Consider the following 24,527-nt stretch of genomic DNA (forward strand, 5'->3'; position numbering starts at 1 on the left):
ATGACAGACCTGATGCAGCCCCCCGCGCCGCGTATTCCGGGCCATGATGCGCCCGCTCCGGTACCCGCAGCCCCAAAGCGCGGACTGTCGCCGCTGAACAAGCGGCGCTGGCGCAACTTCCGCCGCAATCGCCGTGCGTTCTGGTCTCTGATCGTCTTCACCATCCTCTTCGGCATCTCGCTGTTTGCCGAGTTCGTGGCCAACGACAAGCCGATCCTGATCAACTACCGCGGCGACTACTACATGCCGATCTTCCGCTTCTATCCGGAGACGGCCTTTGGCGGCGATTTCAAGACCGAGGCGATCTACCGCGACCCCGAGGTGCAGTGCCTGATCCACAGCGGCGGGCTGGAGAGCTGCTTCGATGATCCGCAAGGCGTCATGGTGGACTCAGAAGATGGTGTCGTCGATGGCGAACCGATCGAAAAGGGCTGGTCGATCTGGCCGCCGATCCCCTATTCCTACGACAGCCCGGTGGATCGTCCCGGTGCCGCGCCGCTGCCGCCGAACTCCGAGAACCTGCTCGGCACCGACGACACCAAGCGGGACGTGCTGGCGCGGGTGATTTACGGCTTCCGGCTGTCGATCCTGTTCACGCTGATCGTGACCGGCCTGTCGTCCTTTATCGGTATCGTGGCCGGTGCCGTACAGGGCTTTTTCGGCGGGTGGGTCGATCTGCTGTTCCAGCGTTTCATCGAGGTCTGGTCCTCGACCCCGTCACTCTACGTCATCATCATCCTCTTCGCGATCCTGGGGCGCGGGTTCTGGCTGCTTGTCGGGCTGACCGTGCTGTTCGGATGGATGGCGCTTGTCGGCGTCGTCCGGGCCGAGTTCCTGCGGGCGCGCAACCTCGAATACGTGCGTGCAGCCAAGGCGCTAGGCGTGTCGAACCGCACCATCATGTTCCGCCATATGCTGCCCAATGCCATGGTCGCGACGCTGACCATGATGCCCTTCATCGTCACTGGCACCATCTCGACGCTGGCCGGGCTCGACTTCCTCGGCTTCGGTCTGCCGTCGTCCTCGCCTTCGCTGGGAGAGCTGACGTTGCAGGCCAAGGAAAACCTTCAGGCGCCCTGGCTGGCCTTCACATCCTTCATCGTGTTCGCCCTGATGCTGTCGCTGCTGGTCTTCATATTCGAGGGGGTGCGCGACGCCTTCGACCCCAGAAAGACGTTTCAATGAGTATACTTGAGGTCCGCGACCTGCGCATCGCCTTCCGCCAGGACGGCCAGCGGCACGAGGCCGTCAAGGGCGTCAGCTTCTCCGTCGACCGGGGCGAAACCGTGGCACTGGTGGGCGAATCTGGCTCGGGAAAATCCGTCACGGCGATGTCGACGGTCGCCTTGCTGGGCGACAATGCCGAGGTCTCCGGCAGCGCCACCTTTGACGGGCAAGAGATGATTGGCGCCAATGCCGAGCTGCTGCGCAAGGTGCGTGGCAACGACATCAGCTTCATCTTCCAGGAGCCGATGACCTCGCTCAACCCGTTGCACACCATTGAAAAGCAGCTGGCCGAGTCGATGGCTCTGCACCAGGGCCTGAAGGGGCGCGGCAAGGGCAAGCGGTTCCTCGAGAGCTGGATGAACTTCTCCCCCGTGCCCTTCCTGATCGGGATCGGCGTGTTTCTCGCGGCCATCGCGGCCTACGGCAGCTTTATCGCCACCGCCCCGAGCGAGCCGAGCCTGTCTTTCCTGCCCGCCTTCGCCGCAGATCTGGTGCCAGGGCTGATCATTGCGCTGGCTTGGGCGGTTGGGCTGACAGCCGTCCTCTGGTTGGGGAAATATCTGCTCGCGTCGCGGCTGCGGACATGGATCATCACGTCGGAGACGCGCGAACGCTCGATTGCCCTGCTCAATCAGGTTGGCATCCGAGACGCCGAATCACGCCTGACCGCCTATCCGCACGAACTCTCCGGTGGGCAGCGTCAGCGCGTCATGATCGCCATGGCGCTGGCCAACCGTCCCGGCCTGCTGATCGCTGATGAACCTACAACGGCGCTGGATGTCACCATTCAGGCCCAGATTCTTGAGCTGCTGGCAGAGCTGAAAGACAGTCATTCCATGGGCTTGCTGTTCATCACTCATGACCTCGGGATCGTGCGGCGTATCGCGGACCGGGTCTGCGTGATGAAGGACGGCGAGATCGTCGAGACCGGTCCGACGGCGCAGATCTTTGCCAATCCGCAACACCCCTATACACAAATGCTGCTCTCGGCTGCCGCTGTCGGGGTGCCGAACCCCGCGGCCAGTGATGCGCCTGCGGTGCTGGAGGCCGAAAATCTGCGCGTCTGGTTCCCGATCAAGGCCGGCCTGATGAAGCGCACGATCGGCCATGTGAAGGCGGTCAACGACGCCACCCTGACCGTGCATGCGGGCGAGACGCTGGGCGTCATCGGCGAATCCGGATCTGGCAAGTCGACGCTGGCCATGGCTCTGATGCGGCTCATCGGCTCGGGAGGGCAGATCCGCTTTCAGGGACAGGACATTCGCCAGTGGTCTACCGGGCAGCTACGCCATCTGCGCAAGGACATGCAGATCGTCTTTCAGGACCCCTTCGGCTCGCTCAGTCCCCGCATGACCTGCGAACAGATCATTGCCGAGGGACTGTCGATCCACAACATCGGTGGCGGTCGTCCGCAACGTGAACTGGTCGCCGAGGTGATGCATGAGGTCGGGCTGGACCCTGCCGCGATGCACCGCTATCCGCATGAGTTTTCCGGTGGCCAGAGGCAGCGGATCGCCATTGCCCGCGCGATGATTCTGCGCCCCAAACTGGTCGTTCTGGACGAGCCGACCTCTGCTCTGGACATGACCGTGCAGGTGCAGATTGTCGATCTGCTGCGCGATCTGCAGCAGAAATACGGGCTGGCCTATGTCTTTATCAGCCACGACCTGAAGGTGGTGCGCGCCATGTCACACCGCGTGATGGTGATGCGTCAGGGTGATGTGGTCGAAAGCGGCACGGCCGCGCAGGTGTTTGACGCCCCGCAAGCTGCTTATACGCAAGAGCTTTTCGCCGCCGCTCTGGATCGCTGAGGCGTTCAGATCGCTGACGAATGGCGCGCAATTGACGTGTCGTAGCGATCAAAGGCGCGGGCAATCATGCGCGTCAGGGGGCGGACAGGTTCTGGAATGAACAGCCCGTCGGTGGTGACGCGCAACAGGCCCGGAAACTGGTCCGCAACGCCGTTGAACATGGCGATCAGGGCGGCGGGGGATACGGGGAAATGCGCCGCAAGCTCGCCCGTGCGGACTTCGAAATCACACATCAGGGCTTCGATGATCCTGCCCCGCAGGCGGTCCTCGGCGGTGAACATATGCCCGCGTGTGGTTGAAAACCCACCGTTGCGGATCGCGGCCGTGTGACCAGAGGTCGCCGCGTTGTTCTGCGTATAGCCCTGCGGAAACCGCGAAATGGACGACGCGCCGACACCGATCAGCACATCCGATGTGTCATCGGTGTAGCCTTGGAAATTCCGCCGCAGCAACCCGGCCTTCTGCGCGATCTCAAGCCCGTCGCCAGCGAGGGCGAAATGATCGATACCGATCTCGGCGTATCCATCCCATTGAAACAACTGACGCGCGGCCTCGAACAGGGCGAGTCTCTCTTGCGGCAAGGGCAGCGCCTCGGAGGGCAACATGCTCTGACGGCGCGCCATCCAGGGCACATGCGCATAGCCATAAAGCGCAACACGATCTGGGCTCAGCGACAGCAGTTTTTGCACGCTATCGGTGATCTTGGCGGGCGTCTGATGGGGCAGGCCGTAGAGGATATCGGCGTTCAGACTGTGCACGCCGTGGTCGCGGATCGCAGTCACGACGTCGCGTGTCACCTCGTAGCTCTGCACACGACCTATGCATTTCTGGATCTGCGGATCGAAATCCTGCACCCCGATCGAGGCACGGTTCATGCCCGCAGCAGAGAGCACCGAGAGACGGGCAGCGTCTACCTCATTTGGGTCGATCTCGACCGAAAATTCGGCATTGGGGGCCAGTGGCGCGACCTCGGCGATGGCGCCGGCGAGGGTCTGCATCATGGCGGGCGACAGGAGTGTGGGGGTCCCCCCACCCCAGTGCAGGCGCGATAGGCTGACGCCTTCGGGCAGCTGCGATTTCAGTGTTTTCAGTTCTGCCAGAAGGGTTTGCAGGTAGGCGGCCACGGGCGCCTCGCTCTGCGTGCCCTGCGTCCGACAGGCGCAGAACCAGCAGAGGTGGCGGCAGAAGGGGACATGGATATAGAGCGAGATCGTCGCGCCGGGCGGGATCGCGGCAATCCAGTCCGCATGATCCTGCGGACCTGTCGCGTCCGAGAAGTGCGGGGCTGTCGGATAGCTGGTGTAACGCGGGACTTTCGCGTCAAACAGACCGTGGCGGGACAATTGCGTTTTGATATCCATGAGGCTAGGGTTAGCAGGGCCGTGTGCGGGTCTCCTTGACCCAGATCAAACCGACACCCTCAACCTAAAGGCGAACATGCTGCATTCTGACCTCGCCCATTCCACGCAGGATTGCGAAGCCTGCCCGATCCGGCATCGGGCTGTCTGCGCTCGCTGTGATGCTGATGAGCTTCAGGTGCTGGAGGGGATCAAATACTATCGCAGTTTCGAGGCCGGGCAGACTGTTGTCTGGGCGGGGGACCGGATGGATTTCGTTGGCTCCGTAGTCTCGGGCGTGGCGACGCTGACCCAGACGATGGAAGACGGGCGGACCCAGATGGTGGGGCTTTTGCTGCCGTCGGATTTCGTCGGGCGGCCCGGGCGTGATGGGGCTGCCTATGACGTTGTGGCGACGACGAATTTGGTAATCTGCTGTTTTCGCAAGAAACCTTTCGAGCAGCTGATGGAGACGACACCGCATATCGCCCAGCGTTTGTTGCAGATGACACTGGATGAGCTGGACGCCGCGCGCGAGTGGATGTTGGTGCTGGGGCGCAAGACGGCGCGCGAAAAGATCGCAAGTCTGCTGGCAATCGTGGCGCGACGGGATGCGACGCTGAACTTGCTGACGCCGAACGGGAAATTGGTTTTCGACCTGCCGATGACCCGTGAGGCGATGTCCGACTACCTCGGGCTGACGCTGGAGACGGTGAGCCGTCAGATGAGCGCGCTCAAGCGTGACGGGGTGATCGTGCTGGAAGGCACACGCCATATCACCGTGCCAGATTTCAGTCGGTTGCTGGAAGAGGCGGGGGATGACAGCGACGGCGGGATGCTGAGCTGACGTGACCCTGGCTGTTTGATGAGGTGCCCTGCGGAGACGTGGGACATTTTTTTGGCTTTTGCGGGGTCGGAAGGGGGGAGTCCGAGCCTTGGAGAGCGTTGAATCGGGATGTCGGTATCTGGTCGGTATCGCGTCGGTAAGGGGGCGGTGCGAAAAGCAGGGCTCTGCCCTCGGCGCGATGCGCCTCACCCGAAGTATTTCAGGCAAGATGACAGGGAGTGTGGGGCCGCTGGGGAGGGGGCTCTCCAGCGGTTAGGGTGTCAGTGCGCCAAGAAGATTAGTGCGCCAGGAAGGTCAGTGCGCCAGGAAGATTGGCAGCTCGGTTGATTCGAGCATATTGCGGGTGGCGCCGCCGAGGATGGCCTGGCGGAAGCGGGAGTGGCCGTAGCCGCCCATGACGATCAGGTCGGCGGAGATGTCCTGGGCGTGCCGGCTGATCTGGTCAGAGACGTGGGGCATGGTTTTTGCCAGCACTTCGATTTGCGCCGAGACGCCGTGGCGCGACAGCCATGTCGCCAGCAGGCCGCCGGGATCGGAGCGGGTCGGGCCGTGCACCGGCGGGTCGATCACCACGATATGCACGTCACGCGCCTGTTGCAGCAGCGGCAGGGCGGCGCGCACGGCGGCCAGAGCCTCGGGTGTTTCGTTCCAGGCGATCAGCGGCGTCTGCAGCGCCTCGGGGGTGGATTGTGCGGGCAGGATCAGGATCGGGGCGCGGCCCTCGAAGAGGCAGGCTTCGGTGATCTGCTCATGCTCGGTCAGGCGGTCCTTGCCATAGGGCTTGGGCAGCACGACCAGATCGGCGAAGCGGGCGCGCCAGCCGACGTGACGGCCGATGTCGCCGAGCTGGGTGACGTCGGCTTCGCTGGACCAGCGCAGCTCTGCCCCCATCATCGCGGCTTTGACCGTTTCCTCGATCCGCGCGGATTCGGCGAGGGCGGAGTCGATGGCCTCTTGCAGGATCAGGGCATTTTCGCCCGGGTAGTAGTAGCCGATCTGACTGCGGTCGATGCCGAGACAGAGCACATCAAGGTGCGCGTCCTGTTCGACGGCAACGGTGACGGCATTATCCAGAACAATTTTCTCGGCATCGTTTTCGGTGATGACGGTGAAGACGGATTTGTAGGCCATGTCAGCCTCCCTCTCGTGGCGTTGCTATTTCTGCATCAGAGCACGCAAAAGCCGGGTCCACCCTGATCTGGGTCAACTCTGCGGTGCGGCGATTGATGCAGATCAAGGAAAGCCGATCACGGTGCGGTGATAAGCGCCGGGGCAAGGACGCGAACACGTGGCGGGTGTTTCCCGGCGCGGGGCCGACAGCCCGGACGGACAGAGGGACGAAAATGACAAATGCAGTAAAGCTGATCGTGCTGGCGATTGTTGCGCTGATGGCAGCAATTGCAGCGAATTACGCGCGCGATCTGGCCTATATGGTCAATGCGCTGGTGGTGATGGCGGTGGCCGCGGTGATGTTCATCGTGGTGCTGCGCAACACCGATGAAGAGGTCGAGACGCGCGATCTTTCGGGCGAATACATGGACGATGTGATTCGCTTTGGGGTTGTGGCGACGGCGCTTTGGGGCGTGGTCGGGTTTCTGGTGGGCGTGTTCATCGCCTTTCAGCTGGCCTTTCCATCGCTGAACTTCGGTTGGGCCGAAGGATATCTGAACTTTGGCCGGCTGCGCCCGCTGCACACCAGTGCGGTGATCTTTGCCTTTGGGGGCAATGCGCTGATCTGCACCAGCTTCTATGTCGTGCAGCGCACCAGCGCGGTGCGGCTCTGGGGCGGGAACATGGCGTGGTTCGTCTTCTGGGGGTACAACCTGTTCATCGTCATGGCGGCGCTGAGCTATGTCCTCGGCGGGTCGCAGTCCAAGGAATATGCCGAGCCTGAGTGGTATATCGACATCTGGCTGACGATTGTCTGGGTCTGCTACCTGGCGGTCTTCCTCGGCACGGTGATCAAGCGGAAGGAGCCGCATATCTACGTGGCGAACTGGTTCTACCTGGCCTTCATCGTCACCGTGGCCATGCTGCATGTCGTCAACAACCTGGCCGTGCCGGTCAGCATCTGGGGCGGCAAGTCCGTGCAGCTGTTCTCCGGCGTGCAGGATGCCATGACGCAGTGGTGGTATGGCCATAACGCGGTCGGCTTCTTCCTGACGGCGGGCTTCCTGGGGATGATGTACTACTTCGTCCCCAAGCAGGCCGAGCGGCCTGTCTACAGCTACAAACTGTCGATCATCCACTTCTGGGCGCTGATCTTTCTCTATATCTGGGCCGGTCCGCACCACCTGCACTACACCGCGCTGCCCGACTGGGCGAGCACGCTGGGCATGGTGTTCTCCATCATCCTGTGGATGCCGAGCTGGGGGGGCATGATCAACGGGTTGATGACCCTGAGCGGCGCCTGGGACAAGCTGCGCACCGATCCGGTGATCCGCATGATGGTTCTGGCGATCGGCTTTTACGGCATGTCCACCTTTGAGGGGCCGGTGATGTCGATCCGGGCCGTGAACTCTCTGAGCCACTATACCGACTGGACGATCGGGCACGTGCACTCCGGTGCGCTTGGCTGGAACGGGATGATCACCTTTGGTTGCCTGTACTTTCTGGTGCCGCGTCTTTGGAACAAGCAACGGCTCTATAGTCTGTCGATGGTCAGCTGGCACTTCTGGTTGGCGACGATCGGGATCGTGCTTTACGCGGCCTCGATGTGGGTCACCGGCATCATGGAGGGCCTGATGTGGCGCGAAGTCGATGCGAACGGGTTCCTCGTGAACAGTTTCGCCGACACGGTGGCTGCGAAGTTCCCGATGTATGTGGTGCGGGGCTTGGGCGGGGTCATGTTCCTGGCCGGTGCGATCATCATGTGCATCAACCTGTGGCTGACGGCCACCCGAGCGCCTGCGATCGACAAGGCCAGCGATGTTAGGCCCAATGGCCTGGTCCCGGCGGAATAAGGAACTGAAAACATGGGTATTCTTGACAAACACAAGTTCCTTGAACGCAACGCCACGCTGCTGCTGGTCTGCTCTTTCGCGGTGGTCAGCATCGGCGGGATCGTCGAAATCGCGCCTCTGTTCTACCTGCAGAACACCATCGAGAAGGTAGAGGGCATGCGCCCCTACTCTCCGCTGGAGCTGGCGGGGCGGGATGTCTACATCCGGGAGGGCTGCTATGTCTGCCACTCCCAGATGATCCGCCCGATGCGCGATGAGGTGGAGCGGTACGGGCACTATTCGCTGGCGGCGGAGTCGATGTACGACCATCCGTTCCAGTGGGGCAGCAAACGCACCGGGCCGGATCTGGCGCGGGTCGGCGGGCGCTACAGCGACGAGTGGCACGTCGATCACCTCAGCGATCCGCAGAGCGTGGTGCCGGAATCGGTGATGCCGAAGTACGCCTTTCTGGCTGATGTGCAGATTGACGGGCGCTATATCCAGGACTCGCTGAAGACGCATCGCATCGTCGGCGTTCCTTACACGGATGCGATGATCGAGAACGCCGAGGCAGATTTTACTGTTCAGGTTCAGCCCTTTGGTAACTGGGACGACATGGTGGCGCGCTATCCCAAGGCACAGGTGCGCAACTTCGACGGGCGGCCGGGCATCTCGGAAATGGATGCGCTGATCGCCTACCTTCAGATGCTGGGCACGCTGGTCGACTTCTCGACCTTCACGCCTGATGCAAGCCGCTAAGGGGGACCATGATGGATACCTATTCCCTGATGCGCGAATTCGCCGACAGCTGGATGCTGCTGTGGCTGTTCGTGTTCTTTGTCTGCGTCTTTGCCTGGGTGTTCCGCCCCGGCAGTCGCCGCGTGTACCGCGACACGGCAAACATCCCCTTTCGCAACGATGACCGGCCCGCTGCCGCCGACAAGGAGGCCTGAGCGATGAGCGAGAATGACCTGAAGGACAAGCACGGCACCACCGGCCACAGCTGGGACGGTATCGAGGAGCTGAACACCCCCCTGCCGCGCTGGTGGCTCTATACCTTTTACGCCTGTATCGTCTGGGGGATCGGCTATGCGATCCTGTTCCCCTCGATCCCGCTGCTGCATGGCGCGACGCCGGGCTTGCTGGGCTTTTCGACCCGCGGCGAGTTCGCCGAAAAGCTGAGTGCGGCGGAACTGGCCAATGCCGGCGTCAACGAACAGCTGGTTGCCATGCCGCTGGAAAGTGTCGCCCAGGATACCACGCTGAACCAATATGCGACCTCGGCCGGGGGCGCGGTCTTCATGACCTGGTGCGCCCAGTGCCATGGCTCGGGTGCGGCGGGGGCCAAGGGCTATCCCAACCTGCTGGATGATGACTGGCTCTGGGGTGGCGCGATTGATGACATCCACACCACCATCACCCACGGGATCCGCAACGAAACCGACCCTGATGCCCGCTACAGCCAGATGCCAGCCTTCGGGCGCGACGGCATTCTGGAAAAAGCGGATATCAGCGCCGTGGTCAATTTCGTGATGTCGCTGTCGGAGACACCGCAGGACCCCAGCCTCGTGGCACGCGGTGCCGAGGTTTTTGCGGAGAACTGCGTCTCCTGCCACGGGGCCGAGGGCAAGGGGGACCGCGCACAGGGCGCGCCGAACCTGACCGATGCGATCTGGCTCTATGGCGGCGATTACGCGACCCTGCATGAGACGGTCACAAATGCGCGCTTTGGCGTCATGCCCGCCTGGGGCGACCGGCTGAGCGAGGCGCAGATCCGCGCCGTGGCCATCTATGTCCACCAATTGGGGGGCGGCGAATAACGCCGACCTCTCCGCCACGCCCGCCTGCTGGTTCGTCCCCGGCGGTCGGGCTCGGTGCGCCCCGGTCCCACCTGTTCGCGCAATCCTGAGCCGGGGTGCGCCACAAAAGAAACCCCGCAGCGCGTCGCGTCTGCGGGGTTTTACGTGTGAGGGGTCAGGGTCGGGTCCAGTCGATCAGATCCTGCAGCCATTCGGGCCGCTGGCGACGATGACGGCGGGCGGTTTCGCGGTAGGGGCGGCCATCCGGGCGGCGGCCTCTGGCATCGAGGTCGGAGGGGAACAGATCCGGTGTGCGGTCGTAAAAGGGGCCCATGGGGGTGTCCTCCTGTCATGGGTTGCGGGGGCCGCGTGTTATTTGACGGGCGGGCGTGCGGGGGCTCTGAGGCGGGGCATGACCTCCTCAGGACGGGCGGTGCGGGCGGCGGAGGTATGGCCGGAGCGCGCGGCGGTCAGGAAAGATTTTGCGAGAATGTGCAGCATGGCGGTGTGTCCTTGTGTGTGTCGATGTGACGTCTCTGGGGACTGTGATACGCCGAAGTTGGTGATTTCCCTATTCAGGAAGACTGATCCCATGTAAGGCTGGCTTACATGATAGATTGGATGAAACTGCCGCCCTTGAGCGCGCTGAGGGCCCTTGCCGCCCTTGCGGAAACCGGCTCCACCGTGCAGGCGGGGGCGCGGTTGAACGTCAGCCACGCCGCGATAAGTCAGCAGATCAAGGGGTTGGAGGCGCACTTGGGCCTAGCGCTGGTTGACCGGGGCGGGCGGCAACTGGCGCTGACCGAGCAGGGGCGACAGGTGGCCGATGCGGTGATCGGCGGCATGTCCTCCATCGAGTCGGTTATTGAAAGATTAACAGGTCAGGATGCCGCGCGGCCGCTGATGGTGACCTGCACGCCAGCTTTTGCCTCGTCCTTCCTGATGCCGAGGTTGGCGGATTTCCAGCGCCGTCATCCCGGTGTGTCGCTGATGCTGGACCCGACGCCGGTGATCCAGAGCATCGGGCCGGGCGGCGCGGATGTGGCGCTGCGTTACGGCACGGGCGTCTGGCCGGGGCTGGAGGCGGAGCTGCTGCTGAACACCCCGATCGCCATTGTCGCCGCGCCTGCGCTGGTGGGGCAGGGCGGCGCGCTCGATCCCGGAGATCTGACCGGCTATCACTGGCTGCAGGAGCTGGGGACCAACGAGGCGAGCGAATTTCTGCGCTGGCATGGCCGGGATCTGGACATGTCCAAGGGCGTCACCTCTCTGCCCGGCAACCTCATGCTGGACGCGGCGCGTGACGGGCGCGGCGTGGCGGTGATCGCGCGCGCCTTCGTTGAGAGTGACCTTGTCGCGGGGCGGTTGCGGCTGCTCTATGAGGATCGGCGCAAGAAGGGCTACTACCTCGTCTGGCATCCCGGCCATATCCGCCCGCTGGCGCGCGAGTTCATGACCTGGGTGCGCGGTCAGGCGCGCCGTGCCGAGGATGGCGGGCATGGTTACAGCGGGCAGCCGGTGGCAGGGTAAGGCGGCGCTGAAATAATATGACCGCCAAATAACATGACCCATGGATGCGCCAATTGATGCAAGTCAATGCCGGGTGCCGACAGCTCTGTCACAACGCACAGGAATATCCTGCGCAGAAGTGAGACTCACCCCGTGTCGACATCCCAGCCAAGCCCCACTGAACCCGGCCTTTATGCCGCGCGAGAACCGATCTTTCCGCGCCGTGTGCAGGGCAAGTTCCGCCAGTTGAAGTGGGTGATCATGGCGCTGACGCTGGGGGTCTATTACCTGACGCCCTGGATCCGCTGGGATCGTGGCCCGAACCTGCCCGATCAGGCGGTGCTGATCGACATGAGCAGCCGGCGGTTCTTTTTCTTCTGGATCGAGATCTGGCCGCATGAGTTCTATTTTGTCGCAGGCCTGCTGGTGATGGCGGGGCTGGGGCTGTTCCTCTTCACATCCGCCTTGGGCCGGGTCTGGTGCGGTTACACCTGCCCACAGACGGTCTGGACGGATCTGTTCATCCTTGTCGAGCGCTGGATCGAGGGCGACCGCAACGCCCGCCTGCGCCTGCATCGCCAGAAGAAATGGGATTTCCGCAAGGCCCGCCTGCGGGTGACGAAGTGGGTGGTCTGGCTGCTGATCGGCCTCGCCACCGGCGGGGCGTGGGTGTTCTATTTCGCCGATGCGCCGACCCTGCTGCGCGATCTGGTGACGCTGAGCGCGCATCCGGTCGCCTATGGCACCATGGCCTTTCTGACGCTGACCACCTTTGTCTTCGGTGGCTTCATGCGCGAACAGATCTGCATCTACGCCTGCCCATGGCCGCGCATTCAGGCGGCGATGATGGACGAGGACACGATCACCGTCGCTTACCGCGAATGGCGAGGAGAGCCGCGCGGCAAGCACCGTCGCCGTGCCGAGATGCAGGAAAAGACCAACAAGGCGCTGGATCTGCGGATAGCTGGCCCGAAAGAGGGGGGCACCGTGCCGTTCCTTGCGATGCCGGGGATGCCTGCGGGTGTTGGCGGGCCGATCCCGGCCAAGGAAACCTTGGGTGATTGCATTGATTGCAACGCCTGCGTCAACGTCTGCCCGATGGGGATCGACATCCGCGACGGTCAACAGATGGCCTGCATCACCTGTGCGCTCTGCATTGATGCCTGTGACGACGTAATGGACAAGATCGGCAAACCGCGTGGGCTGATCGACTATATGGCGCTGACGGACGAAACCGCCGAGCGCGCCGGAGCCACGCCGCGCCGGGTCTGGCGGCATGTGATGCGGCCGCGGACCATCATGTACACGCTGCTCTGGGCGACGGTCGGGCTGGGGCTGGTGTTCGCGCTGTTCATCCGCTCGGACATCGACATGACGGTCGCTCCGGTGCGCAATCCGACCTTCATCACCCTGTCCGACGGCACCATCCGCAACGTCTACGACGTGCGCCTGCGCAACAAGAACGGCGAGGCCCGCCCCTTCCGCCTGTCGGTCGCGGGGGATGCGGCGTTGGTCGTCTCGGTCGAGGGCAGCTCTGACGCGACCGTCACCGTGCCGGCCGACAGCGCTGAGCTCGCGCGTCTGTATGTCGAGGCGGCGCCGGGCACTGAGGCCGCGGGCGAGGAGCGCACGGACTTCAGGCTCTGGGTCGAGGATATGACCAACGGCGACCGGGCCAGCCGGGATACGGTCTTCAACGGAAGGGACAATTGATGGAAAACGCAGTGAAACCGGGCTTTACGCTGAAGGGTTGGCATGTGCTGGTGGGGTTCGTCGCGGCGTTCAGCGTGATCATCACCGTCAACGTGGTGATGGCAACGCAGGCGATCCGCACTTTTCCGGGGCTGGAGGTCGCCAATTCCTACGTTGCCAGTCAGGAGTTCGACACCCGCCGCGCGGCGCAGGAAAAGCTCGGCTGGACGGTCTACGCCGATGACGCGGATGGCTGGGTGCATCTGCGCATCACCGACCGCGATGGCACGTCGGTGCGCGCAAAAGAGCTGCAGGCCGTGGTTGGTCGCGCCACCGTGCGCACGCAGGATGTCACCCCGGCCTTTGCCTATAACGGCAGCTACTACGAGGCGCCGCTGGCGCTGGCGGGCGGCAAATGGGACGTGCGGATCAACGCGACGGCTGAGGATGGCACCGCCTTTACCCAGCGGGTCATCCTGCATGTGACGCGGTAACGCCATGGCCGAGGCGATTCCCTTTGCGGCCTGTCCGGCCTGTGGCGTGGCCCCCGCGGCGGGCGAAATTGCGGCGCGCGCGCTTCGGGACGTGACGCTGATGCTGTCGATCCCGGGCATCCACTGCGCCGCCTGCATCGACACGGTGGAGCGCGCGTTGAACGCCGAACCGGGGGTGCAGGGCGCGCGGGTGAACCTGACGCTGAAGCGCGCTCAGGTGCAGGCCGAGGCCGGGGTAGAGGCCGCCAGTCTGGTGCGCGCGGTCGAGGCGGCGGGCTACGAGGCGCATGAGCTGGACGCGGGCGCGATTGCCGCCACGGCGACCGACCGCGCGGGCCGGGAGCTGCTGATGCGCCTTGCCGTGGCCGGGTTCGCCAGCATGAACGTCATGCTGCTGTCCGTTTCGGTCTGGGCGGGGGCGGAGGACGCGACGCGCGACATGTTCCACTGGATCAGCGCGGCGATCACCTTTCCCGCCATCGCCTTCTGCGCCCAGCCGTTCTTTCGCAACGCCTGGCGGGCGCTGCGGGTGGGTCGGCTGAACATGGATGTGCCGATCTCTCTGGCGATCCTGCTGGCGCTTGGCACCTCCCTCTGGGAGACGATCCTGTCGGGCGAGGACGCCTATTTCGACGCGGCGCTGACGCTGACGTTCTTCCTGCTGGCGGGGCGCTATCTGGACCACCGCACCCGGGCCATGGCGCGCTCTGCCGCCGAGGAGCTGGCGGCGCTGGAGGTGCCGCGCGCGCTGGTCCTGCGCGACGGGGGCGAGGTGCTGGTGCCCGTGGGCGAGGTTGTCTTGGGAGACCTTGTTCGGGTGCGCCCGGGTGGCCGGATGCCGGTCGACGGAGAAATTGTCGAGGGATCCTCGGAGCTTGATCGCAGCCTGCTGACAGGTGAGACACTGCCGGTGCAGGCGATGCCGGGCCAGCTGGTCAGCGCGGGCGAGGTCAATCTGACGGGGCCGCTGCTGGTGCGGGCGACGGCGGTGGGGCGCGATACGTCCTTGCACCGCTTGGCAGATCTGGTGGCGATCGCCGAAAGCGGGCGCAGCCGGTACACCTCGCTGGCGGATCGCGCCGCGCGGCTCTATGCGCCGGGGGTGCATATCCTGTCGGCGCTGGCCTTTGCGGGCTGGTGGCTGGGCACCGGCGATCTGCGCATCGCGCTGAACATTGCGGCGGCGGTGCTGATCATCACCTGCCCCTGTGCCCTCGGGCTGGCGGTGCCGGCGGTGACGACGGCGGCCTCGGGGCGGCTGTTCCGGCGCGGCATGCTGATCAAGCACGAGACTGCGCTGGAGCGGATGGCGCTGGTCGACACCGTCGTCTTCGACAAGACCGGCACGCTGACCGCCGGGGTGCCTGTGGCGATCAACATTGACGATTTCGACGACGCAACGCTGGGCATCGCGCTGGCACTGGCCGAGGCGTCGTCGCATCCGCTGAGCCGCGCGCTGGTGCAGGCACTGGCCGGGCGGGTGCGTCCTGCGGTACTCAGCGATCTGCGCGAGGTGCCGGGCTATGGCACCGAAGCGCTTCTGGACGGCGCGCTGGTGCGGCTGGGGCGGGCGGAGTGGTGCGGCGCGCAACCGGGCGCGCAGACCTCGGCGCATTTGCAGGCGGGCGGGCAGGTGCATGGCATCACCTTCGAGGATCATCTGCGCGCGGGTGCGGCACAGGCCGTTGCCGCCCTGCAGGCGCAGGGTGTGCGGGTGCTGCTGATGTCGGGCGACACGGCGGGACCGGTGCAGCGGCTGGCGGATCAGCTGGGTATCAAGGAATGGCAGGCCGGCGCGCTGCCTGCGGACAAGGCCGGACGAATCACTGAGTTGCAGAGCTGGGGCGCGAAAGTGCTGATGGTGGGGGATGGCTTAAATGACACAGTTGCGCTGAGAACGGCCGATGTCAGTCTCTCGCCCGCTTCTGCGTTGGACGCTGCGCGGGTTGCCTCCGATATTGTGCTTCTGGGTGGCGACCTGTCGCCCATTCCCGATGCTCTTCTCACGGCCTCTCGCGCAACACGGCGCATTCGTGAGAATTTCCGAATTGCGACGTTCTACAACGTGATTGCTGTGCCGTTGGCGGTGGCGGGTCTCTGTTCCCCCCTCATCGCGGCGCTGGCCATGTCGGCCAGCTCGATCACGGTGTCGCTCAACGCGCTGCGACTGAGGTAACGACCATGGAAGTTCTCGTCTGGCTGATCCCGATTTCCCTGTTCCTGGGTGGACTTGGGTTGATCGCTTTTGTCTACACCGTGCGGAGTGGTCAGTATGACGACCCCGACGGCAATTCCCAACGCATCCTGTCCGAGCAATGGGACAATCATCCCAAGGCCTGACCGGAGCATTTGGTGGGGCTGCCAGCTGCCGATGGCCCCGCCTTCATGCGTATTTCGGGTAACACGACATGAAAACGGGCGCCTGGCGGGGCGCCCGTTTTTGCATGTGGGGGCAGGGGAGGGGGACGCGCCCCTGTCCGATCCAGTGGGCCTCAGGTGCCGGGGCCGACCATGAAGCAGGTCATGTTGCGGGCGGTCAGGCGCTGGCATGTACGATCTGCCGCATCGCGGGTCAGGCCGACAAAGTTCGCCTCCCATCCGGTGGGTTTCTGCAGCACCTTGCGCTCGGCCCCTTCAAGCGTCTCGATCTCGGAGAGGGCGGTGGTCAGCAGGATACGCTCGGCGATGCCCTTGGTGTTGTAGCGCCCGATATTCACCCCCCAGAGCGCCTCGGCAGAGGCGCTCATCCGGGTGACGACGACGGGTGCCGCCTTGGCCGCAGGGGCCTTGGCAACGGCGGGTTTGGCCTCGGCCACGATGGCGGGGGCAGGCGCGACAGGCGTCGTGGCGGGCACCGCAGGCGTGAATTGCTTGAGCAGATCCTTGGGGCGCGCCATCGGGTTCAGGCGGGCGTACTTCGGCTGTTCGACCACGGCGGCCGCGACCTCGATCGCCTCTGGCGCGGGCACGGGGTCGTAGGATTTGCTTGCGACGAGTTCGGCGATCTGCTGGGCAATCTGATCGGTATCCGCCGCGGCCAGCAGGACTTCGCCCTCATCCGGGTCCTGATCCCCTTGCGAGATCAGCTCCTGCGTGGGGGTGGCGGCCTGAGCGACCAGCACCGGTTCGGGTTGGCCGGGGCGCGCTTTGGGGCGCAGCGATTTGGTGACGGAAATCACCCGGTTCACTGTCTTGCCAGCCATCAGCAGCGGATCCTGCGGCGCGTATTTCGGTGCGGCCGGGGCCTGACGCGGGGCGTTGCGCGGTGCACGGTCAAAGCCCATGTCGAGCAGTTCTGCCATGCGCTGGTTGCGCCATGCGGTCGAGCGACCGCCGAAGACTGCCGCGATGATCCGCTTGTCGCCGCGCACTGCCGATGCCACCAGGTTGAAGCCCGCCGCATTGGTATAGCCGGTCTTGATGCCATCCGCGCCCTTGTAGGCCGAGAGGAATTTGCGGTTGGTGTTGTAGAGGGTGTGGCCGGGGATCGAGGTCTGCTTGCGCCCGAAGAGGTTGTAATATTCGGGATAATCGAACAACAGGTGCCGCCCCAGCGTGGCCATGTCGCGCGCGGTGGACAGGTGGCCGTCGCGCGTCAGCCCGTTGGCGTTCTTGAAGGTCGAGCTGGTCATGCCGAGCGCCTTGGCGGTGCGATCCATGCGCGCGGCAAAGGCCGGTTCGCTGCCGCCAAGATAGTCACCGATGGCCGTTGCGGCGTCATTGGCGGATTTGATGGCGGCGGCACGGATGAGATAGCGGAGCTTGATCTTCTGGCCTTCGCGCAGACCCAGTTTGGAGGGCGGCTCCTGAGAGGCATTGCGCGACACGCGGATTTCGGTGTCGAGGCTGACCTCGCCCTTCCGAATGGCCTCAAACGCGATGTAGAGCGTCAGCATCTTGGTTAGCGACGCCGGGTGCAGCCGGGTATCGGCATTCGTCGCGTGCAAGACTTCGCCGGTGCGGGCGTCCATGACGATGGCAGCATAGGGCGCTGCCTGTGCTGCCGTGGACAAGAAAAGCACCACGAGAAATGCTGCGAATGTCGAAATGAGCCCCCAAAGGGGCCGACTGCTCTGCCGCGCCGTCACTGTGTCACCTATCTGCCTCGATGCCGCCGGATTTCCGGCTGGTCCGGATTGGGTCGCCGATTTTCCGGCTGACCATTCTTTATTGTGAAAAAGGCTAACACAGGGTGTCTTGTGGGCAAAGCGCATTGTTTCAATGGATTGCAAGCCACAGCTGCCGCTTGCAGGGATCGCGCCAATATGTGGTGATGCAACCGGCGCGCGCTACAAGACCGGCCAAAGGTACAGGTCCATGCCTGCGGAAAAATCCCTACAATTTGACGTATATGCAACAGAATAAGGGCGTAACGGCTTGGTGAGTGGACGTGATGCGCCTTGGCGCTAGGGCTCCGACACCCGGTTGAGCCGAGTCGTCTAAGGCGGTTGCGTGGGCTGAAGCTGTGTATTCTTGCGAAACCGGCCCGTTCGGCGGACCGGTGCCTCGGCTGGAATGCGCTGAGTTCTGCCGAAACAACCCCGGACCGGGCGCTGGAGTCAGCCGATCCGCGCCATCAGGGCCCCAAGGCCGCTGAGATCGGGGAGCTCGCGGAACCGGGCTGCGTCGGCTGCGACGGGTGGTTCGGCGTGTTCGAGGGCCCAGGTGTCGCCGTGCGGCACATAGACCCCCCAGCCGCCCGCCGCGATCACCGGCAGCACATCGGACTTCAGCGAATTGCCGACCATCAGCGCGCGCCCGGCGCCGTCGCCGTGGCGCGCAAAGATCTGGGTGTAGACCGGGGGCGTCTTGTCGGAGACGATCTCGATTGCGTGGAACAGATCGCCGAGGCCGGATTGCGCCAGTTTGCGTTCCTGATCCAGCAGGTCGCCCTTGGTGATCAGCAGCACGCGATGGGTCTCGGCGGCGGCCTCGACCGCCTCACGCGCATGCGGCAGCAGGTCGATGGGATGGCGCAGCATCTCCTGCCCGGCGTCGATCAGCTGGCGGATGACCGAGGCGGGCACGCGCTCCTCCGTCACCTCGATCGCGGTCTCGATCATCGACAATACGAAGCCCTTGATGCCGTAGCCATAGCGGCCCAAATTGCGGCGCTCGGCGTCCAGCAGGGTCGTCTCGAGGTGGTCGCGTTCGGCATAATCGGACAGCAGTTCGACGAATCGCCCCTCGGTCATGCGAAAGAAACGTTCGTTGTGCCAGAGTGTGTCATCGGCATCGAAGCCAATGGTGGTGATGTTTTGCGTCATTTTTGCAATGCCTTTCCCGCCGAGGGTCTTTCAACCGGCGGGGCGGACGTTATATAGTTCATTCAAAGCCCGAAACCCCTATGTGCCCGTGACGGGTGCCTATGTGCCCTAGAATGGGTGATTGAGCGTTATGACGATGAAGTGGCCTATGATGATGGCGGACCGGATTGGCGACGACAGCGATGGTCATGTCGTTGTGGACACGCGTCCGCGCACGAAGCGCCCGCCGCTCTATAAAGTGCTGTTGCTGAATGATGACTACACGCCGATGGAATTCGTCGTGCTGATCCTGGAGCAGTTCTTTCACAAGACCCACGCGGAAGCGTTCGAAATTATGCTGACCGTGCACAAGAAGGGTGTCGCGGTCGTTGGTGTATATAGCCACGAGATTGCCGAGACGAAGGTCGCGCAGGTGATGGATTTCGCCCGCAAGCACCAGCATCCTCTGCAATGCACGATGGAAAAGGAATAAGGTCCCAACATGACCGGAGCTCGTCTTTCGCTGGCCCTTGAGGCTGGCGGGTTGGTGTTGCCTGAAGGCCGCATCGCCATTTTGTCCCCGCGTGAAGGGGCTGACCTGTCTCCTTTCCCGAAGGACCGTTGTCATGTGGTGAGCGGGTTCAAGCCCGACTACGACGCTTTTGTCGCCGCAGGGTACGACTGCGATGTGGCGCCTGAGGGGCCCTATGGCGCCGTCATGGTCTGCCTGCCACGCGCAAAGGCCGCAGCGAAAGCGCTGATTGCCGAGGCGCAGGCGCTGACCGATGGCCCTGTGATCGTCGACGGCCAGAAGGAAGACGGCATCGAATCGATCCTGAAGGAATGCCGCAACCGAGTCTCCATTATCGGGCCGATCAACAAGGCCCATGGCAAGATGTTCTGGATGGCCTCTGCCGATATGGCGGGCGCGGTCTTTGCCGACTGGCAGGACGTGCCGGGCGCGGTCGAGGGCGGGTTTGTCACGTCTGCGGGTGCGTTCTCGGCCGATGGCGTCGATCCCGGATCGCTGTTCCTGGCCGACTCCCTGCCGCCACTGCGGGGCCGGGTGGCCGATCTGGGCGCGGGCTGGGGCTATCTTTCGGCGCGGATGCTGAGCAATGAGGCCATCACCTCGCTGGATCTCATCGAGGCGGACCACGCCGCGCTGGAGTGTGCCCGTGCGAATGTGCCTGACCCGCGCGCCAGTTTTCACTGGGCCGACGCGCGCGACTGGCGCAGCGATACGTCTTATGACGCCGTGGTGATGAACCCGCCGTTCCACACCGGGCGCATTGCCGATCCGGAACTGGGGCGCGCCTTTATCCGCGCCGCCGCCAAGCTGCTGTCGCCGCGTGGCACGCTCTACCTCGTCGCGAACCGGCATCTGGGCTACGAGACCGTTCTGGCCGAGATTTTCAGCAAGGTCAGCGAGTTCGGTGGCGATCGCAGCTTCAAGCTGTTGAGCGCGGAGCGCCCGACTCGCCAAGGAACGGGACAGGGCGTAAAGTCCGGAGCGGAGCACGCAGGCCGGGCGCCGCGGGCGAAAAACGGGAAACAGAGATGACATTTTCGATTGCCGGCAAAACGGCCATTGTGACCGGGGCCGCGAATGGTATCGGGCTGGCCATCGCCAAGCTCTTTGCCAACAAGGGCGCCAACGTGATCTTTGCCGATATGGACGAGGCGCGTCTGCAGGCCGAATTGGGCGATATCAGCGATGACAGCAATGTGCGCTATTTCGCCGGGGATCTGCGGGAAAAGCTGAGCATTGCCAACCTGCTCTCGGCGACCATCGATGCCTTTGATACGGTGGACATTCTGGTCAATGCATCGCGGCAGGTGATCCCGTCGGACCCGTTGAACCCTGACGACGACGCGGTCGAGACGCTGTTGCAGCAGAACCTGCTGACAGCCCTGCGGGTCAGTCAGACGGTCGCCAAGCGGATGATCAAGCAGTCCGAGGGCCAGACCGAAGGGCAGGCTGGCGCCATCGTCAACCTGTCGTCGATCGCGGCGCGGCGCACCCATCCCGATCTTCTGGCCTATTCGGTGAGCTCTGCAGCGCTGGACCAGTTGACGCGCAGTCTGGCCGTGGCGCTGGCGCCGCACCGGATTCGCGTCAATGCGGTGGCTTTCGGGTCGGTGATGTCGTCGAGCCTGAAAGAGACGCTGAAGGACAATCGCGACTATCGCCTTGATATCGAAGAGCATACCCCGCTGCACCGGATCGCGCCGCCGAGCGAGCTGGCCGAGGCGGTGCAGTATCTCTGCTGTGAGGCCTCGTCCTTCATGACCGGGCAGATCATGACGATTGATGGCGGGCGTACCTTGCTGGACCCGGTGGCGGCACCGGCGCACTGAAGATTGACGGGAAGAGGGGGCTCTGCCCCCGCCGCGCGTTGCGCGCCTCCCCCGGAGTATTGACGGCAAGAAGAAGGGGATCCGGGCATGAGCGAGGCCATGGAGACAGAAAAGGCGCAGGCGGCTGCATGGTTTCGCAGCCTGCGCGACGAGATCGTGGCGGGCTTCGAGGCGCTGGAGGATGCGCTGGTCGAGGGCCCCATGGCCGGGCATGCGCCTGGGCGGTTCGAGGTGAGCGAGACGAGGCGGACCTCGGACGACGGATCGGACGCCGGTGGCGGGCTGATGAGCGTGATGCGCGGTGGCCGGGTGTTCGAGAAGGTCGGGGTCAATATCTCGACCGTCTATGGCACCTTGGGCGCGCGGGCGCAGGCCGCGATGGCGGCGCGCAAGGGCCTGCCGGGGATGGTCGAGGACCCGCGTTTCTGGGCCTCGGGGATTTCGCTGGTGGCGCATATGCAGAACCCGCATGTGCCGGCCGTTCACATGAACACGCGGATGTTCTGGACGCCGCATGCCTGGTGGTTCGGCGGCGGGTCGGATCTGAACCCCTGCATCGAGTATGCCGAGGATACGGCGCATTTCCACGCCGTCCAGAAGGCCCATTGTGACCGTCATGACGCGGGGTTCTATCCGCGCTTCAAGGACTGGGCGGACGAATATTTCTACATACCGCACCGCAAACGGGCGCGTGGCGTGGGGGGCATCTTCCTCGACGATCATTGCTCGGGTGACTGGGCGGCGGATTTCGCCTTTATCCGCGATGTCGGGGCGGCGTTTCTGCCGGCCTACCGACCGCTGGTCGAGGCGCGCATGGCCACGCCCTGGGACGAGGCTGACAAGGATGCGCAGCTGGTGCATCGCGGTCTCTATGCCGAGTATAATCTGGTGTATGACCGGGGCACCAAGTTCGGTCTGGAGACCGGACATGATGCGAATGCCGTGCTGATGAGCCTGCCGCCCCTGGCGAAGTGGGTCTGAGGCGGCATCTGAAGGTGCCGGGGCGATGCAGGATTGCCGCGCCCGCCCCGCGATTGTCCCCCGCGACCTGACAGAGGCTGTGTTGCCCGTCGCATCGCGCTAGGATTGCAGGTGAACCCCCGGTCGCGGGTCTGGCAGGTCTGCCGGGCTGCGTGGCGGGGATGGCACTGGGGGCGCGTGGCAGGTGAAGGCGATCAAGAGGTTCTGGCAACTGCTGGCGGCGATGGGCCGTCAGATGGGCGAAATCAACATGGGGCTGATTGCGGCCGGTGTTGCGTTTTACGGGATGCTGGCGTTTTTCCCCGGTATTGCCGCGATGATCTCGCTCTGGGGGCTGGTGTCGGACCCTTCGGTGGTTGTCGATGAGCTGGGCGTGATGCGCGACATTATCCCGGATGAGATCTTTGCACTGGTCGAAAATCAGGTGGTCAAGATCAGCTCGGGCAGTGGCTCGACCCTGGGGTGGGCGGGCGCTCTGTCGTTGGCTGTGGCGATCTGGTCGGCGCGCTCGGGGGTCGCCTCACTGATCCTCGGGCTGAACATGATCCACGGCGATCCGAACCGGGGCAATCTGCGCCACTACCTGACCGCGCTGACGCTGACCGTCGCGCTGCTGGGCGTCGGCATTGTCACGCTCGGCTCAGTCGTGATCCTGCCGGTGGTGCTGAACTTTGTGCCGCTGGGTTTCGTGACCGGCATCCTGATCGAGGTCGTGCGCTGGCTGGCGGCCATTCTGGCGCTGCTGATCGGGCTGTCGCTGGTCTATCGCTACGGGCCGAACAACCGCGGCCAAAGGGTTCGCTGGGCGACGCCGGGGGCCGGACTGGCCGTCTCGCTCTGGGGGATCGCGTCCTTCGCCTTCTCGCTCTACCTGACGAATTTCGCCAATTACAACGAGGTGTACGGCTCACTCGGGGCGGCGGTGGCGCTGCTGTTCTGGCTCTATATCACGGCGTTTCTGATCCTGCTCGGCGCTTCGCTGAACATCCAGCTCGACAAGCGCCGCGCCATGGACCGCGCGCTTATGACGATGGAGGGCGAGTCGCCCTCCATCCCGTCCTGAGGCTCAGGCGCCGCGCACCGTATCGATCATCAGCTGCACGTTCTCCGGATCGGCGTCCGGCGTGATGCCATGCCCGAGGTTGAAGATATGCGGCCCCTTGGAAAAAGCCTTCACGATCTCGCGCGTTTCGCGCACCAGAGCATCGCCGCCCGTGACCATATGTGAGGACGCGAGGTTGCCCTGCACGCAGCCATCCACCTGCACATGCGCCGCCGCCCAGTACGCATCGGCAGAGTTGTCGATGGCGACGCAATCCGCGCCGGTCGCCTTGGCGAAACCGACGTATTTTGCGCCCGCCTCGCGCGGAAAGGCGATCACGGGAATGCCGGGATGGCGCGCCTTCAGCTCCGAGATGATGCGCCGTGTCGGGGCGAGGGCGTAGCGGTCGAAATCCTCGCCCGACAGCGATCCGGCCCAGCTGTCGAACAGCTTGACCACTTCCGCGCCCGCCTTGATCTGCTCGGAGAGATATTCGATCGTCCCTTCGGTGATCCGCTCGATCAGGGCCTCGAAAACCGCGCGGTTCTCGTCCTTCAGCGCATGGGCGGGGGCCTGATCGGGGGTGCCACGCCCGGCAATCATATAGGTTGCCACGGTCCAGGGCGCCCCGGCGAAACCGATCAGCGTCGTGTCCTTCGGCAACTCGCGCGCCAGAATCTTCACCGTCTCGTAGATGGGCGACAGCACGTCATGCACATCACCCGCCGGTTTCAATGCATCAAAGCCCGCCTGATCGGTGATCGTCGACAGCCGCGGTCCCTCGCCGGTAACAAACCACAGATCTGCCCCAAGCGCCTGTGGCAGCAGCAGGATATCGGCAAACAGGATCGCCGCGTCAAAACCATAGCGGCGGATCGGCTGCAGGGTCACTTCCGCCGCCAGCTCCGGATTGTAGCACAGCGACAAAAAGTCGCCCGCCTTGGCGCGCGTGGCGCGATACTCCGGCAGATACCGCCCGGCCTGCCGCATCATCCAGATCGGCGGCACCGGCAGAACCTCACCCTTCAACGCCCGCAGGATTGTCTTCTCGCTCATGTGCTGCCCTTCCAAAACTGACCTCTCTGGTCGCGTCCCAACCCCCGAATGTCAAGCGACGCGGCCGCGCGTCACGCCCCACCCGAGGGTTTCCCTGTTCCAAATATCCTCCCCGAAGGGGAAATCAACGCCGCCACACGCACGGCCCTCGCCCCTTGCCTCAGCCTCCCCTGCGCAATAGAG

24 protein-coding genes are annotated in these 24,527 nt (G+C 64.1%); 17 read left to right on the forward strand and 7 right to left on the reverse strand.

Features of this window, described 5'->3' with window-relative positions:
* Both F3W81_RS17315 and F3W81_RS17320 read left to right on the forward strand, forming a co-directional pair.
* Positions 1 to 1,185: an ABC transporter permease gene (locus tag F3W81_RS17315; RefSeq protein ID WP_226941724.1), complete on the forward strand. Its 1,185-nt coding sequence runs from the start codon at positions 1 to 3 to the stop codon at positions 1,183 to 1,185.
* A complete protein-coding gene (locus F3W81_RS17320) occupies positions 1,182 to 3,038 on the forward strand; it encodes an ABC transporter ATP-binding protein (RefSeq protein WP_193080554.1) in 1,857 nt (618 codons plus the stop codon). Before F3W81_RS17315 ends, F3W81_RS17320 begins: the two co-directional genes overlap by 4 nt.
* 5 nt (positions 3,039 to 3,043) lie before the next feature.
* Here the strand turns inward: F3W81_RS17320 and hemN are convergent, their stop codons facing one another.
* Positions 3,044 to 4,399, reverse strand: a complete 1,356-nt coding sequence (hemN, locus tag F3W81_RS17325) for an oxygen-independent coproporphyrinogen III oxidase (protein ID WP_193080555.1) — start codon at positions 4,397 to 4,399, stop codon at positions 3,044 to 3,046.
* A 76-nt stretch (positions 4,400 to 4,475) separates the two neighbouring features.
* Here hemN and fnrL point away from each other — a divergent pair, with 76 nt between their 5' ends.
* Positions 4,476 to 5,222: a transcriptional regulator FnrL gene (gene fnrL, locus F3W81_RS17330; protein WP_193080556.1), complete on the forward strand. Its 747-nt coding sequence runs from the start codon at positions 4,476 to 4,478 to the stop codon at positions 5,220 to 5,222.
* Between the two features lie 294 nt (positions 5,223 to 5,516).
* Here fnrL and F3W81_RS17335 read toward each other — a convergent pair whose 3' ends face one another.
* Positions 5,517 to 6,353, reverse strand: a complete 837-nt coding sequence (locus tag F3W81_RS17335) for a universal stress protein (protein WP_193080557.1) — start codon at positions 6,351 to 6,353, stop codon at positions 5,517 to 5,519.
* A gap of 212 nt (positions 6,354 to 6,565) precedes the next feature.
* On the opposite strand from F3W81_RS17335, the gene ccoN reads away from it, so the two are divergent.
* From ccoN to ccoP, 4 genes are read left to right on the forward strand one after another with little or no spacing between them, the layout of a single operon-like run.
* Positions 6,566 to 8,185, forward strand: coding sequence for a cytochrome-c oxidase, cbb3-type subunit I (gene ccoN, locus F3W81_RS17340; protein WP_193080559.1), 1,620 nt, complete (start codon positions 6,566 to 6,568; stop codon positions 8,183 to 8,185).
* Between the two features lie 12 nt (positions 8,186 to 8,197).
* Positions 8,198 to 8,923: a cytochrome-c oxidase, cbb3-type subunit II gene (gene ccoO / locus F3W81_RS17345; protein ID WP_193080561.1), complete on the forward strand. Its 726-nt coding sequence runs from the start codon at positions 8,198 to 8,200 to the stop codon at positions 8,921 to 8,923.
* Between the two features lie 11 nt (positions 8,924 to 8,934).
* Positions 8,935 to 9,117, forward strand: coding sequence for a cbb3-type cytochrome c oxidase subunit 3 (locus F3W81_RS17350; RefSeq protein WP_193080562.1), 183 nt, complete (start codon positions 8,935 to 8,937; stop codon positions 9,115 to 9,117).
* 3 nt (positions 9,118 to 9,120) lie between these two features.
* Entirely contained in the window at positions 9,121 to 9,984 is an 864-nt protein-coding gene (gene ccoP / locus F3W81_RS17355; protein ID WP_193080564.1) for a cytochrome-c oxidase, cbb3-type subunit III, read from the forward strand.
* 154 nt (positions 9,985 to 10,138) lie between these two features.
* Here the strand turns inward: ccoP and F3W81_RS17360 are convergent, their stop codons facing one another.
* Positions 10,139 to 10,297 carry a hypothetical protein gene (locus F3W81_RS17360; protein ID WP_193080565.1) on the reverse strand — a complete coding sequence of 53 codons (159 nt, stop codon included), beginning with the start codon at positions 10,295 to 10,297 and terminating at the stop codon, positions 10,139 to 10,141.
* 38 nt (positions 10,298 to 10,335) lie between these two features.
* Complete coding sequence (locus F3W81_RS21050; RefSeq protein WP_264298876.1) at positions 10,336 to 10,464, reverse strand: hypothetical protein; 129 nt, start codon at positions 10,462 to 10,464, stop codon at positions 10,336 to 10,338.
* 120 nt (positions 10,465 to 10,584) lie between these two features.
* Here F3W81_RS21050 and F3W81_RS17365 point away from each other — a divergent pair, with 120 nt between their 5' ends.
* The 5 genes from F3W81_RS17365 to ccoS all read left to right on the forward strand — a co-directional run bounded on the left by F3W81_RS17365 (position 10,585) and on the right by ccoS (position 15,998).
* Positions 10,585 to 11,493: a LysR family transcriptional regulator gene (locus F3W81_RS17365; protein WP_319022270.1), complete on the forward strand. Its 909-nt coding sequence runs from the start codon at positions 10,585 to 10,587 to the stop codon at positions 11,491 to 11,493.
* Between the two features lie 66 nt (positions 11,494 to 11,559).
* Positions 11,560 to 13,185, forward strand: coding sequence for a cytochrome c oxidase accessory protein CcoG (ccoG, locus tag F3W81_RS17370; RefSeq protein WP_193080569.1), 1,626 nt, complete (start codon positions 11,560 to 11,562; stop codon positions 13,183 to 13,185).
* Complete coding sequence (locus F3W81_RS17375; RefSeq protein WP_193080571.1) at positions 13,185 to 13,658, forward strand: FixH family protein; 474 nt, start codon at positions 13,185 to 13,187, stop codon at positions 13,656 to 13,658. The genes ccoG and F3W81_RS17375 overlap by 1 nt, the downstream gene beginning before the upstream one ends.
* 4 nt (positions 13,659 to 13,662) lie before the next feature.
* Positions 13,663 to 15,834 carry a heavy metal translocating P-type ATPase gene (locus F3W81_RS17380; RefSeq protein ID WP_193080573.1) on the forward strand — a complete coding sequence of 724 codons (2,172 nt, stop codon included), beginning with the start codon at positions 13,663 to 13,665 and terminating at the stop codon, positions 15,832 to 15,834.
* 5 nt (positions 15,835 to 15,839) lie between these two features.
* Entirely contained in the window at positions 15,840 to 15,998 is a 159-nt protein-coding gene (ccoS, locus tag F3W81_RS17385; protein WP_193080575.1) for a cbb3-type cytochrome oxidase assembly protein CcoS, read from the forward strand.
* A 152-nt stretch (positions 15,999 to 16,150) separates the two neighbouring features.
* Here ccoS and F3W81_RS17390 read toward each other — a convergent pair whose 3' ends face one another.
* Positions 16,151 to 17,629: a D-alanyl-D-alanine carboxypeptidase family protein gene (locus F3W81_RS17390; protein WP_264298925.1), complete on the reverse strand. Its 1,479-nt coding sequence runs from the start codon at positions 17,627 to 17,629 to the stop codon at positions 16,151 to 16,153.
* A 588-nt stretch (positions 17,630 to 18,217) separates the two neighbouring features.
* Positions 18,218 to 18,925, reverse strand: coding sequence for an HAD family hydrolase (locus tag F3W81_RS17395; RefSeq protein ID WP_193080577.1), 708 nt, complete (start codon positions 18,923 to 18,925; stop codon positions 18,218 to 18,220).
* Positions 18,926 to 19,061: 136 nt separating this feature from the next.
* Here F3W81_RS17395 and clpS point away from each other — a divergent pair, with 136 nt between their 5' ends.
* The 5 genes from clpS to F3W81_RS17420 all read left to right on the forward strand — a co-directional run bounded on the left by clpS (position 19,062) and on the right by F3W81_RS17420 (position 23,309).
* Positions 19,062 to 19,397 (forward strand): ATP-dependent Clp protease adapter ClpS, encoded by a 336-nt coding sequence (gene clpS / locus F3W81_RS17400; protein ID WP_193083997.1) that lies wholly within the window; start codon positions 19,062 to 19,064, stop codon positions 19,395 to 19,397.
* A 9-nt stretch (positions 19,398 to 19,406) separates the two neighbouring features.
* Positions 19,407 to 20,468 carry a class I SAM-dependent methyltransferase gene (locus F3W81_RS17405; RefSeq protein ID WP_193080579.1) on the forward strand — a complete coding sequence of 354 codons (1,062 nt, stop codon included), beginning with the start codon at positions 19,407 to 19,409 and terminating at the stop codon, positions 20,466 to 20,468.
* Positions 20,465 to 21,265: an SDR family NAD(P)-dependent oxidoreductase gene (locus F3W81_RS17410; RefSeq protein WP_193080581.1), complete on the forward strand. Its 801-nt coding sequence runs from the start codon at positions 20,465 to 20,467 to the stop codon at positions 21,263 to 21,265. The genes F3W81_RS17405 and F3W81_RS17410 overlap by 4 nt, the downstream gene beginning before the upstream one ends.
* 87 nt (positions 21,266 to 21,352) lie before the next feature.
* Positions 21,353 to 22,246 (forward strand): oxygen-dependent coproporphyrinogen oxidase, encoded by an 894-nt coding sequence (gene hemF, locus F3W81_RS17415; RefSeq protein ID WP_193080583.1) that lies wholly within the window; start codon positions 21,353 to 21,355, stop codon positions 22,244 to 22,246.
* A 184-nt stretch (positions 22,247 to 22,430) separates the two neighbouring features.
* Positions 22,431 to 23,309, forward strand: a complete 879-nt coding sequence (locus tag F3W81_RS17420) for a YihY/virulence factor BrkB family protein (protein WP_193080584.1) — start codon at positions 22,431 to 22,433, stop codon at positions 23,307 to 23,309.
* 3 nt (positions 23,310 to 23,312) lie between these two features.
* On the opposite strand, the gene hemE is transcribed toward F3W81_RS17420, so the two are convergent.
* Positions 23,313 to 24,344: a uroporphyrinogen decarboxylase gene (gene hemE / locus F3W81_RS17425; RefSeq protein ID WP_193080586.1), complete on the reverse strand. Its 1,032-nt coding sequence runs from the start codon at positions 24,342 to 24,344 to the stop codon at positions 23,313 to 23,315.
* Positions 24,345 to 24,527 lie beyond the last annotated feature (183 nt).

Source organism: Pseudooceanicola spongiae (genome assembly GCF_014899185.1).
GTDB lineage: Bacteria > Pseudomonadota > Alphaproteobacteria > Rhodobacterales > Rhodobacteraceae > Pseudooceanicola > Pseudooceanicola spongiae.

Bases quoted from the DNA above. Each gene is read 5' to 3' on its own strand.
- ccoG (WP_193080569.1), top strand. From the start codon at position 11,560: ATGCCGGGTGCCGACAGCTCTGTCACAACGCACAGGAATATCCTGCGC.
- hemE (WP_193080586.1), bottom strand. From the start codon at position 24,344: ATGAGCGAGAAGACAATCCTGCGGGCGTTGAAGGGTGAGGTTCTGCCG.
- F3W81_RS17320 (WP_193080554.1), top strand. From the start codon at position 1,182: ATGAGTATACTTGAGGTCCGCGACCTGCGCATCGCCTTCCGCCAGGAC.
- F3W81_RS17365 (WP_319022270.1), top strand. From the start codon at position 10,585: ATGAAACTGCCGCCCTTGAGCGCGCTGAGGGCCCTTGCCGCCCTTGCG.
- F3W81_RS17335 (WP_193080557.1), bottom strand. From the start codon at position 6,353: ATGGCCTACAAATCCGTCTTCACCGTCATCACCGAAAACGATGCCGAG.
- F3W81_RS17315 (WP_226941724.1), top strand. From the start codon at position 1: ATGACAGACCTGATGCAGCCCCCCGCGCCGCGTATTCCGGGCCATGAT.
- F3W81_RS21050 (WP_264298876.1), bottom strand. From the start codon at position 10,464: ATGCTGCACATTCTCGCAAAATCTTTCCTGACCGCCGCGCGCTCCGGC.
- F3W81_RS17380 (WP_193080573.1), top strand. From the start codon at position 13,663: ATGGCCGAGGCGATTCCCTTTGCGGCCTGTCCGGCCTGTGGCGTGGCC.
- F3W81_RS17375 (WP_193080571.1), top strand. From the start codon at position 13,185: ATGGAAAACGCAGTGAAACCGGGCTTTACGCTGAAGGGTTGGCATGTG.
- F3W81_RS17410 (WP_193080581.1), top strand. From the start codon at position 20,465: ATGACATTTTCGATTGCCGGCAAAACGGCCATTGTGACCGGGGCCGCG.
- hemN (WP_193080555.1), bottom strand. From the start codon at position 4,399: ATGGATATCAAAACGCAATTGTCCCGCCACGGTCTGTTTGACGCGAAA.
- F3W81_RS17405 (WP_193080579.1), top strand. From the start codon at position 19,407: ATGACCGGAGCTCGTCTTTCGCTGGCCCTTGAGGCTGGCGGGTTGGTG.
- F3W81_RS17350 (WP_193080562.1), top strand. From the start codon at position 8,935: ATGGATACCTATTCCCTGATGCGCGAATTCGCCGACAGCTGGATGCTG.
- ccoP (WP_193080564.1), top strand. From the start codon at position 9,121: ATGAGCGAGAATGACCTGAAGGACAAGCACGGCACCACCGGCCACAGC.
- fnrL (WP_193080556.1), top strand. From the start codon at position 4,476: ATGCTGCATTCTGACCTCGCCCATTCCACGCAGGATTGCGAAGCCTGC.
- ccoN (WP_193080559.1), top strand. From the start codon at position 6,566: ATGACAAATGCAGTAAAGCTGATCGTGCTGGCGATTGTTGCGCTGATG.
- F3W81_RS17390 (WP_264298925.1), bottom strand. From the start codon at position 17,629: ATGGACGCCCGCACCGGCGAAGTCTTGCACGCGACGAATGCCGATACC.
- clpS (WP_193083997.1), top strand. From the start codon at position 19,062: ATGAAGTGGCCTATGATGATGGCGGACCGGATTGGCGACGACAGCGAT.
- hemF (WP_193080583.1), top strand. From the start codon at position 21,353: ATGAGCGAGGCCATGGAGACAGAAAAGGCGCAGGCGGCTGCATGGTTT.
- ccoO (WP_193080561.1), top strand. From the start codon at position 8,198: ATGGGTATTCTTGACAAACACAAGTTCCTTGAACGCAACGCCACGCTG.
- F3W81_RS17395 (WP_193080577.1), bottom strand. From the start codon at position 18,925: ATGACGCAAAACATCACCACCATTGGCTTCGATGCCGATGACACACTC.
- F3W81_RS17360 (WP_193080565.1), bottom strand. From the start codon at position 10,297: ATGGGCCCCTTTTACGACCGCACACCGGATCTGTTCCCCTCCGACCTC.
- ccoS (WP_193080575.1), top strand. From the start codon at position 15,840: ATGGAAGTTCTCGTCTGGCTGATCCCGATTTCCCTGTTCCTGGGTGGA.